This is a genomic window from Chlorogloeopsis sp. ULAP02, from assembly GCF_038404745.2.
Taxonomy (GTDB): domain Bacteria; phylum Cyanobacteriota; class Cyanobacteriia; order Cyanobacteriales; family Nostocaceae; genus Chlorogloeopsis.
In genome coordinates this window covers 90,096-100,537 of sequence record NZ_JAYKTT020000077.1, presented here as the reverse complement: position 1 = coordinate 100,537, position 10,442 = coordinate 90,096, and the positions used below count along the sequence as shown (strand labels likewise).

The window sequence follows — 10,442 nt, the reverse complement described above, 5'->3', positions numbered from 1 at the left end:
ATTAAAAACACAGATTCCTGACTTCTGATCACAAGTCGGGGATCTTACAGGACGCATTTTACGCTTAACTTATACCAATTCTCTAAAATCTGGCAACACATTCAAACCTTGAAACTCACACCAGATCTGACTTTCTTAATTACGTAGACGCGGTAGCGGCTTCCCGGAGGATATTACGAATTGGTATAACTTCTATGTATAGTTATACTTTTGCCATTGTAGAATCTCACTAATTCGGCTCTTCTGAAACTTTAACAACCAGTTTCCCCTTCTTATTACCATCGAATAGTTTTAGGATAGCTGATGGTGCATTTTCTAAACCATCGACAATCTCAAGAGCGTACTTAAGTTTACCTTCATCGAGCCATTGTCCAATATCAGTTATGGCTTCAGATATTCGAGAAAAATAATCGAGAATAATAAACCCTTGTACACGAGCGCGCTTCATCAAAATCTGGCTGTAATTATACGGCCCAGGCACAGGCTTGGTAGCATTGTAAGTTGAGATTAAACCGCACAAGGGAATACGTGCATACAAATTAATCTTCGTTAACACGGCATCAAGGATAGAACCGCCAACATTATCAAAATACACATCAATACCATTGGGACATGATTGAGCGATCGCACTGTCTAAATCAGCAGTTTTATAGTTAATAGCTGCATCAAAACCAAGTTCTTGTGTTAGCCACTGGCATTTTTCATCACTACCAGTGATACCAACTACACGACAACCCTTGATTTTGGCAATTTGTCCGGCAATGGTACCAACTGCTCCTGCGGCTGCGGAAACAACCACAGTTTCACCTTCTTGAGGCTGCCCTATATCCAAAAGTCCAAAATAAGCTGTCCAACCAGTAGCTCCAAGTGGCCCAACAAATGCGGAGAGCGGATAAGGTGAAGGATTAGGTAGTCGTGTCAGAGAAGAGATGTTGTTTTGTGCAACAATTGTGTAATCTTGCCAACCGAGCATACCGGAAACTAAATCCCCCGATTGGAAATTAGGATTTTTAGATTCTTCTACCACACCAGCAACAATACCACGCATGACTTGTCCAATTTCGACTGGAGGCATATACTGCGGCATATCGCTCATCCAGATGCGATTAGTTGGATCTAGCGAAAGATATATAGTGCGTACTAGCACCTCACCGTTAGCAAGGTTAGGAAGAGGCTCTTTTCGGTACTCAAAATCGCTTTCTTTAATATCGCCAACAGGACGAGATACTAGGCGAAACTGTCTATTTAATCTTGTTTCCATTGGTTTCGTCTTTGCAGTTAAGTTTGCTTTAATCGAATAAATTTAAAGTTTTTCTGAACGTAAACTAGATGGAACTTCCTGCCAAAATAGTGGAATTGCGATCAGACCAGAAATTAACTGAATGCCGCCAAAAATGGCAAGAGATAGTCCAAATCCAAAGTGCAATAATTCTCCAAATATAAGGCTGCCAACGCCAAATCCAGTAAACAGGGTAAACACTTTGAGTCCCATAGTTTGACCTAAATTATTGCCATCCCCCAAGTCTGTGACAATACCCACAAACAAAGGTTGTGTAAGGTCGTACCCTAAAGACAGGACGAGAACTGCAATCGTTGTTACATAGGCGGGAATCTCAAAAATCATAACAATCCCAGCTAGGGCTGCCATCACTAATCCTGACGGAATTAACCAACGACGTCCCCAACAATCCACGGCTTTACCAATCAGGGAACTCAGTAATAATCCAGGAATACCATAGCCAAGAATAGTCAAACCAATACTCAATGCATCCATGTTGTAACGCTGCGATAAGTACAGCCCCAACCATGTATATACACCAGAGTGATAGATGCCGTTCCACAAAACATAAGCATAGGTTCGTTGTCCTCTAAAGTTGGCTAATATCTGGCTGTATCCCCTAAATATCTGGCGAATGTTGGGTAGTCTTTCGACCATAGGTGTATCAAAAAGAGCACCGTAACGTTGGAGCCGCCAAAGTACCAAAGCAGCAAGAATAGCAGTACCGACAAACAGCGATCGCCAACCCACAAACGGTTCCAGAATTGCACCACCCGCAGAACCTGCCGCCATTCCTCCTTCCATCGCTGCAAACACCAATCCTAGTTTGCTGCCTCGCTGATCGAACGGGAACAAATCACCAATCAAGGCAAAGGTGAGTGGAATGACTCCACTGGCTCCAATTCCAGTCAACAGACGCCAAGTCGCCATTTGGGAAGCCGTCTGAGCCGTTGCAGTCAACGCGGTGCAAATGACAAAAATGAAGAGCGAGATGCGAATTACAGACCATCGTCCAAATCGATCTGACAGCACACCGTAGAATAATGCCATCAGCGCGTAGGATAACATATAGGCTGGAACAATGAATCCAATTTCCTGAACTGGAACATTGAACACTTCAGCCAAACGCGGAATCAGGGGCGCGATCATGTATCCCTGAAGAAAAATTAAACCGGCAGCAATAGACAGTAAAGCAAACAAGTTTCTATGCTGCTTGAGGCGAATCGTGCGATCAGCTACTTCCGCATGAGGTAGATGCTCAAGATGCTCTTTGCGCTTTGGCATTGATTTTGGATCTCCCAACTCAATTCCCACTCTACAAGTCTGGATGCTCAAAACTTAGCAACTAGGCATCAAAAGCCAAGGTTAAAAACCAGTAGAGCAATCACTTGATAAAAGTCAAAAATTCATGACAATTATATTAACATTGATTGCTTGTGTAAAAAACTTGTTACAGAAAGGAATCTGGAATATCAGTGTAAATAACCTGCAAAGGGGATTTGGAATTAGTGACTAGAGATTAGGAACAAGCAGCGGTTTTTCTATAACTCTGCTTCCATTTAGCTGCTTGGTTTCATCAAATATCTGTTTTAAAGACAAAACTTTAATAAATATTTCAGCAGCCAGTAAATTTTATTGGCTTTTCTTAATTCTCTCATTGACCTTAGTCTGATTGAGAGCGCCCATTCCATAATTTATCTGCTTTAAACCCAATCCCCAGTACCTTTTATGAATCGCTTGTTGCGAATCTGCACAGTCATTCTTTAACAAATTGCTCGGCAGCAAGTTCTGCTCTTTGCTTTTGCTGTTTATATTCAACTTCTAATTCTTTACCTAAGAAGTAGTTCAGGAAAGTTCGGATCACAGCAATCAGTGCCAACTTAACCAATTCTTCTAAGGTTGGAGCAATCGTGGTGGCTAGGATATCAGCCCCAAGCTGGAATTCTAGTGCTAGAGCTAACCAGACGCCAAAGCGGAGTCTCAGGAGATTGAATGGGAAGGGATGATTGCGTTGGTGGCTGCGACTTAGAGCGATCGCTAGTTGTATTGTTTTTAGCAATCCCACCACTACACAGACTACGGAGATAGTTTCTAAACAAAATTGAACTAGCGTTGCAACCTTATCTAAGTTGCTTTCCAAGAGTTTAAACCATTCCATTCATTATTTCCTCTGACACAAAGGTTTCCAGCTAATGTCGTTTGAATTGGCTAAAAAGTGTGAAAGCAATTTGCACTTGGTGACAGCACAGCCTCTACGAATGCGCCATCACTGTGTATCTCTGAGCGGATAACTCTTTTCGCACGATGATATGAGAATACTTAATCTTTAAAATTAAAATCAAAAAATAAGAAATTTGTAAGCAAGCGAAGCCCAAAGCCAGGGCGATCGCTGTTCTTTATGATTGGTTCTGTTGACGTTGCCTAAGTTTCAGCAAAATTTCGGCATGCATTTCGCGAGTCATAGGATAAAAAAATGTTAAAAATAGTCCGCAAATTAAAAAAATAGCAGGTAAAGGTGCGGTGGCAATACGGATAGCAAATAAGGCTGACTCCGGTTGTGTAGGTAGTGCACTTTGCCCTGGAGTTGCCTCTATAAAACCAGATGCTTCTAGTGCTATGCCGACTACAAATAATCCAAATGCTAAACCGAACTTTTGCAGCAACACCATAAAGCCATAAAAAATTCCTTCACGGCGTTGTCCAGTTTGAAGTTCATCCAATTCAATCACATCTGGCATCATTGACCAAGGAACAAGATAAGCAGTGGAAACCCCAAATCCTGCCATCACTGCCAAAGTATACATCAAACCAATTTGACCTGGTTGTAAAAAAAAGAGTCCCGCTTGTGCTAAGATCCACAAACTCATGCCCATAAAATATACAGCTTTTTTCCCTACTCGTTGACTAAGAGCGCTCCAGACAAATAGCATCAACAAAGCAGTACCTTGCACTGCAATCAATACCGTCGGAACATCTGATTCTCTAAGGCGCATATAGTTGACAGCAAAGTAAGGAATAATACTTGCGGTTACTTGTACAGCTAACCAGGAAAAAAGATAGATACCAATAACGAACAAAAAAGGTCGATTGCTAAAGACAATTTTGAACTGTTCTTGATAAGGGATGGATGCGGGCTCTTGGGTTTGAGTGCGTTTTGCTTCAAAAGCCAAAATGCGATCGCGCACACCCCAAACGCACCAATATAATGCCAAGACGGAAATTATTCCACAAATTGCCGCTAAGACAATATACTGTTGCTCTCGGTTGGGAATTTGCTCAAAAATAATTTTTGCCAAAATTAATGACAAAATACTGCCACCAATGGAAAAAGCAAAGCGAAAGCTATTGAGACTAGTGCGTTCGTCATAGTTTTGAGTGAGTTCGGGAGTCATTGCCGTATAAGGCAAATTGACAACAGTATAAAAAACCTGAGATATTACTCCAATCGCCACATAATACCAAAACAACCACCAAACATTTGCACTCTCACTAGCACTAAATCGAGGTACAATCCACTGCAAAAAGAAGAAAATTCCAAACGGAATTGCCCCATAAAACAGCCAAGGTAAGCGGCGTCCCCAACGAGATTGAGTTTTATCTGTTAACACCCCTACAATTGGGTCATTCACTGCATCCCAAATCTTCCCTATCATTAAAATACTGCCAGCCAACCCCGCCGGAATTCCAGCTACATTAGTAAAGAAAATCATCAGAAAAAATATGGCAATATTAGCAGTAATTGCTGGGCCTAAATCACCTGCACCATAAGCTAGTTTTGTTTTTAAATCTAGTTTGTCATCATCGGTACTTAGTTGCGGATCGCCTGAAGGGGCAGAATTGCTCATATTGCCTCGCACTCATATTAAAATAAAAAGCTTGGTTGCCATCCAGTATTAGCTATAAATATTTTCCTATGTCAGACCTTTACATTTCTTGGTCAGATTACCACCACAAGATTGAACTACTAGCAGCGCAAATATATAAATCCGGTTGGAAATTTAACCAAATAGTTTGTCTTGCTAGAGGAGGGTTGCGAGTAGGAGATATTATTTCACGTATTTACAAGCAGCCACTAGCAATATTAGCAACGTCATCTTACAGCGGCTCTGGTAAACAAGAAAGAGGGAAACTCATCTTTTCCCAGCATATGACAATGACCACCGAAAACTTAGGTTCGCGTATTCTCTTAGTAGATGACTTAGTAGACTCTGGAGTAACGCTCAAAGAGACGATACCTTGGCTTCAGACTTATTCTGATTTTCCCATCGAAGAAATTCGCACTGCTGTACTTTGGTATAAAGCTTGTTCAGTCATAGCACCTGATTACTACGTTGATTATCTACCTGACAATCCTTGGATTCATCAACCTTTTGAACCTTACGAGTTAATGAATCCAGCCGAACTGTTAGAGAAAGTGAGTCAGCCATGCTAGTGGAGATGTAGCACTTTACTCATAGTTGTAGTGTGAGGACTGTATGCTTAATACTGAGTAAGAATAAGGTATGAGGAAAGTTAGGCAGTGCCTACCCTACAAACATTGCTTCTTTCTGCCTACTGCCTTATTTTTAAAATAACCATAACCATAAGGGCAGAGTAAACAATAACATCATAGACCCCATCGCCAAGGCAGTTACTGCTAGGTTGCGATCAAGATTAAAAGTCTCAGCAATGATGAGCGTAGCGAAAGCAGGAGGCATTGCCATTTGTAGAACTATTACTCGTGCTGCCGCTCCTGTTATCCCAAAAAGTGGTAGAGCGCTACCCAAAATTAAGGGAACTAACAGCATTTTAATTCCCAAGCCAAACCCTGCTTGTGGTAGGCTGTGCCAAGAATTGAGTTTGCTCAAACGCATTCCAATTAACAGCAGCGATAATGCTACAGCAGTCCAAGCTAATGTTTCCAAACCCTGGCTAATACTAGTAGGAATTGTTACTTGCCTTAACAACAAGCCAAAGCCAAAACTCCATAAAGCCGGATTAATTAAAATTGCCTTCAAAATTTGTCTAGGGTTGTAAATCCCGCTGCTGAAACGCGCTGCTAATGCTACACCTAAGCCATAAGCACCCAATGTTGTACCCAACAGATCGTAAAATAAAGCCCAAGCGAAGTACTGGGAATCAACCATTGTCAAAATCACAGGATAACCCAAATAGCCAGTGTTACCTACCATTGCCGCGAGGATAATACTAGCTTTAGTCGCTTGCTGGGGAGTTGTTTTTGCGAAAAGGGCTTGCCATTTCACCCCAATCCAAGCTAAAAATGCCCCTAGTAAAATAGCTAAATGAGCAACCAGAGGTGCAATCCAAATCTGTCCCGATAAGTCAGCTTTTTGTAAAAAAGTTACTATACTTAACGGTACTCCTACCCAGAATAGAAACTGACCTAAATGGGTGGGAATAGTGGCAGGTAGTTTGAGTCCAAGAAAGAACCCCACCGATACTAAGCCGACTAGCTTGACGTATAGTTCTAAGAGGTTTGTCAAAAGTACACCCTGAACTAATTATGTAAAATGATACTAACTAGCTTTATTTCCCTCCAGTTTACAATCTGTTATAAATCTTTTGACAAAGCAGGAGTTAACCATTGAATAACGCTGAGTTTTCTGGAAAACCGCGAAACTCATCGCCTGCCTCTGGAGAAGAGATTCCGGTAGCTTTACGCGAAGCTCCAGATGCAGAATCCAAGATGGGTTTTCGCCTTTTGGTTGTAGTGATTGGGGGATTAGTGGGAGTTATTCTGCTGGCGATAATTAGCGGTTTTTTCTTTGCCTTGACTGCACCGAAAAAAGATTCTCTATCCTCCACAAATTTAACTCCTGCTAGCCCACAGTCTGGAAATTCCTCTGCCAACCAAGTATTAGGGCATTTGGCATACCCCCAAGCACCTGAGTCAGAACTTGTACCGATCGCTGCAAATAGACGGATCAGGATGCGAAAAGCAGCCGCCCAGAAATTTCAAGAGATGGTAGCAGTAGCGCAAAGTCAGGGTGTAAATTTAGTAGCAATTTCGGGTTTTCGTTCTATCGAAGAACAGGAACAGTTATTTTTTAATGTTGGTGCTCAACGTAATCAAACACCAGCACAACGAGCTGCTTTGAGTGCTCCTCCCGGACATAGTGAGCATCATACAGGTTATGCAGTAGATATTGGGGATGGTGCGGCACCGGCGACTAATCTAGTTCCCAGTTTTGAAAATACCAGGGCTTTTCAGTGGCTACAAGCAAATGCTGCTCGTTTTGGCTTTGAAATGTCCTTTCCCCAAGAGAATGTGCAGGGTGTGAGTTATGAACCTTGGCACTGGCGTTTTGTTGGCGATCGCGAAAGCTTGGAAACTTTCTATAAGGCCAAAAATATTAAGCCTCAGCAAAATCCGTAGTTAGTAGAAGGCAGATGACAGAGGAGCCAGTGCGGTGAAGCAGCCCCCGTCTTGGCGGTTTCCGGCGATGGGGGACTGCTGAACCCGAAGGGTGGACGGGTTCCCCGGCATAAAGCACCTGGCGTCAACTGGCGTGGCAGAAGTCGCTCCACGCAAGAGCGCAGGTAGGGAAGACTTGGACAAGGAGAAGGGGGAGACGCGGGGACAAGGAAAGAAGGAGAAAACCAACTACTAACCACTGTAGGGGCAGCTTTAGAAGATAAGTTGTCTGTTTGTGCCGAAAGATCATCTACAAAACCCGCCCCTACTAACCAATGACTAATGACTAATGACTAATGACCATTGACTAATCACCATTACCCAATATTTTCTTCTGTTTAGGTAGATAATCAGGGCAGTCAATTGCCTCTGGATTAAGAACTTTAGTAGGGTGTACCGCACATTGGAGATAGCGGTTGTTTTTAAAATACTTACATTTATTACAGGGAATTAGAGAATTATGCTTAACAGTAAAAATACGGTCAATTACAGCCTTTCTTAAGTTGGGATGCCAAAAAATTGTCACCAAAGCAACAAAGATAAAACTTAAGTAAGCTAATAACACACCTCCTACTGGTATATTTGACTGATTTACAAATGTTACATCACCAGGGGTTTGATTTGAGGGTTGCTCGATGAAAACTTCTTGCTGCTGCATTTTAACTTCAAACATTACTTACCTACCTGCACACCCTGCATAAAATTGCCATTTTGTTATAACTTTCCCTGGGCAAGTAGTTTTATTCGCTGCAAACGAGGAATATGTCCTACTTGGACTTAGTTGGTAGAAAACCAACTTTAAAGTATCTTTTTTAACTATTTAAAAATATTTAGCCAAGGCGAATTAAAGACAAGCAATACTAAATCGAAACAGGGCTAATATAAATAACTAACTTCTTGGCGATAACCAATTTATCTATCTGGAGTTATGTTTACAATTGAAAAACTATACCTTGTGGACAGATGAAATTGAAATCAAAAATCGCGGAGGTTTTCTCTGCCGCGATGATACAAAATTAGTTTCTAACTATTCTTAAATTTTTTAACTTTGTCTGTTTACTAGAGTGGTGCTAGCTTGATCAACTGGCATCAGGATGACTTCATTAATATTCACGTGTATTGGTCGAGTCACGCAGAAAAATATAACATCAGCCACATCATCAGCAGTTAGAGGAGTTAATCCTTGGTAAACTTTCGTGGCACGTTGTGTATCACCATGAAAGCGTACTTCGCTAAATTCCGTTTCTACCATACCAGGATCAACAGAAGTTACCCGAATAGGTGTTCCCAGCAAATCTTGCTTTAAACCTTCCGAGATGGCTTTGACTGCTGCTTTTGTGCCACAGTAGACATTACCACCCGGATAAGTTTGATGACCGGCGATCGAACCAATATTTACCACATGACCGCGATCGCGCTTCACCATACCAGGAACAATATAGCGGGTGAGATAGAGCAAACCCTTAATATTGGTATCAATCATTTCTTCCCAGTCTTGGAAACTGCCTTCATGGAGTTTGTCTAAACCCCGACTTAAACCTGCATTATTGATGAGAATATCAATGTCAGACCAAGCAGAAGGCAGGTTGGTTACAGCAGATTCTACAGCCTTAGCGTCACGTACATCTAACTGTAACAAATGGATATCAATAGCGAACTCTTTGTTGAGTGCATCTGCCAAATTTTGCAAACGTTCCCAACGTCGTGCCGCTAAAATTAATTTTGCACCAGCACCAGCGAAGAGTTTGGCACAAGCAGCACCAATTCCACTGCTGGCACCTGTAATGAAAATAATTTTGTCTTGCACAGAAAGCATTGTTAGTTATTTGTCATTTGTCATTAGTCATTTGTCACTTGTCAGAATCCGATGACAAAAAACAAAGGGCATATGAATAAGAGCTAATAACTACTTATTCACTACTTGCATACGCTGAGTAATCATTGTCATACCATCTCCCCGCATGATCACCGCAGAAACCCATTGACTACCTGGTTTAGCAGGTGCGTTGCCAACTTTAAAAAGTCCACCAGTTGTAAGTAATTCTAAATTTACAGGTGTGGGGTTGAGATACTTGGTTGCTTGAATGGGTTCTTCCAAAGCTGCACCTAAAAGATAATCCTCTCCCAGGGGTTCTTGGACGATCGCATCAAAATTATACTTTTGACCAACTTTTACCTGTTGTGGCAATTTGACATCAACTTGGGGTGGTTTGGCTCCAGAGGTAATTTGAGTACGTTCTGACAAAATGTCTTGACGAATAACTTTTCCGCCTGCAATGCGCTGACGCGATGTGATGGTAGTTGACAGAGCTAAATTGTCATTGTTAGCGGCAGGTAAGCCAGTAATTTTGGTAACGGTGTCAGCGACAATCAGGTTCCCTTGAGGCTGCCAAGATTGCAGTTGGGTGGTGTATTTCAGCTTGGGATATCTCTTCCAAAACCCAGTTAAGGCTTGTTCCATCGTTTGGCGATTTAATCCATCTCCATGCACAAAATTGGGGCTGTAGAACTGCATTACTGCTTTAACATCACCCCGACTGGCAGCTGAATCAATTTGCGTTAAGAGATTTTTTAATTGAGCAGGTGCATTGCTAGGTGGATTGACGGCTTGAGCGGATTTCCAACTCGTTGTCAAACCAAATGTCAGCATGAATAAAATTAGCCAACGAGAGGACGAAAAGCGTGATTGGCGTTTCAATAGCAAGGCGATTAGTTTACTCATAGGTAATTAGTTAGCTTGGTTTACAA

At 41.9% G+C, this 10,442-nt stretch carries 10 protein-coding genes; 2 read left to right on the top strand and 8 right to left on the bottom strand.

Going from position 1 to position 10,442, the window contains the following annotated elements:
- Positions 1 to 229: 229 nt before the first annotated feature.
- From U2718_RS27600 to U2718_RS27585, 4 genes are all read right to left on the bottom strand, one after another.
- Complete coding sequence (locus tag U2718_RS27600; RefSeq protein WP_341993102.1) at positions 230 to 1,261, bottom strand: NADP-dependent oxidoreductase; 1,032 nt, start codon at positions 1,259 to 1,261, stop codon at positions 230 to 232.
- Positions 1,262 to 1,303: 42 nt separating this feature from the next.
- Complete coding sequence (locus U2718_RS27595) at positions 1,304 to 2,563, bottom strand: MFS transporter (RefSeq protein ID WP_341993103.1); 1,260 nt, start codon at positions 2,561 to 2,563, stop codon at positions 1,304 to 1,306.
- A 472-nt stretch (positions 2,564 to 3,035) separates the two neighbouring features.
- Positions 3,036 to 3,437, bottom strand: a complete 402-nt coding sequence (locus tag U2718_RS27590) for a DUF1622 domain-containing protein (protein WP_341993104.1) — start codon at positions 3,435 to 3,437, stop codon at positions 3,036 to 3,038.
- A 238-nt stretch (positions 3,438 to 3,675) separates the two neighbouring features.
- Entirely contained in the window at positions 3,676 to 5,124 is a 1,449-nt protein-coding gene (locus tag U2718_RS27585) for an MFS transporter (RefSeq protein WP_341993105.1), read from the bottom strand.
- A gap of 68 nt (positions 5,125 to 5,192) precedes the next feature.
- Between U2718_RS27585 and U2718_RS27580 the strand changes: the two genes are divergently transcribed.
- Positions 5,193 to 5,711: a phosphoribosyltransferase gene (locus U2718_RS27580; RefSeq protein ID WP_341993106.1), complete on the top strand. Its 519-nt coding sequence runs from the start codon at positions 5,193 to 5,195 to the stop codon at positions 5,709 to 5,711.
- 133 nt (positions 5,712 to 5,844) lie between these two features.
- On the opposite strand, the gene U2718_RS27575 is transcribed toward U2718_RS27580, so the two are convergent.
- The gene (locus U2718_RS27575; protein WP_341993107.1) at positions 5,845 to 6,762 is read right to left on the bottom strand and encodes an AEC family transporter; all 918 of its coding nucleotides are present in this window, start codon (positions 6,760 to 6,762) and stop codon (positions 5,845 to 5,847) included.
- Between the two features lie 101 nt (positions 6,763 to 6,863).
- Here U2718_RS27575 and U2718_RS27570 point away from each other — a divergent pair, with 101 nt between their 5' ends.
- The gene (locus U2718_RS27570) at positions 6,864 to 7,655 is read left to right on the top strand and encodes a M15 family metallopeptidase (RefSeq protein WP_341993108.1); all 792 of its coding nucleotides are present in this window, start codon (positions 6,864 to 6,866) and stop codon (positions 7,653 to 7,655) included.
- A gap of 346 nt (positions 7,656 to 8,001) precedes the next feature.
- Here U2718_RS27570 and U2718_RS27565 read toward each other — a convergent pair whose 3' ends face one another.
- From U2718_RS27565 to U2718_RS27555, 3 genes are all read right to left on the bottom strand, one after another.
- Positions 8,002 to 8,367 (bottom strand): hypothetical protein, encoded by a 366-nt coding sequence (locus U2718_RS27565; RefSeq protein ID WP_341993109.1) that lies wholly within the window; start codon positions 8,365 to 8,367, stop codon positions 8,002 to 8,004.
- Positions 8,368 to 8,736: 369 nt separating this feature from the next.
- Complete coding sequence (locus U2718_RS27560) at positions 8,737 to 9,510, bottom strand: SDR family oxidoreductase (RefSeq protein ID WP_341993110.1); 774 nt, start codon at positions 9,508 to 9,510, stop codon at positions 8,737 to 8,739.
- A 90-nt stretch (positions 9,511 to 9,600) separates the two neighbouring features.
- The gene (locus U2718_RS27555) at positions 9,601 to 10,416 is read right to left on the bottom strand and encodes a nuclear transport factor 2 family protein (protein ID WP_341993111.1); all 816 of its coding nucleotides are present in this window, start codon (positions 10,414 to 10,416) and stop codon (positions 9,601 to 9,603) included.
- Positions 10,417 to 10,442: the final 26 nt, after the last annotated feature.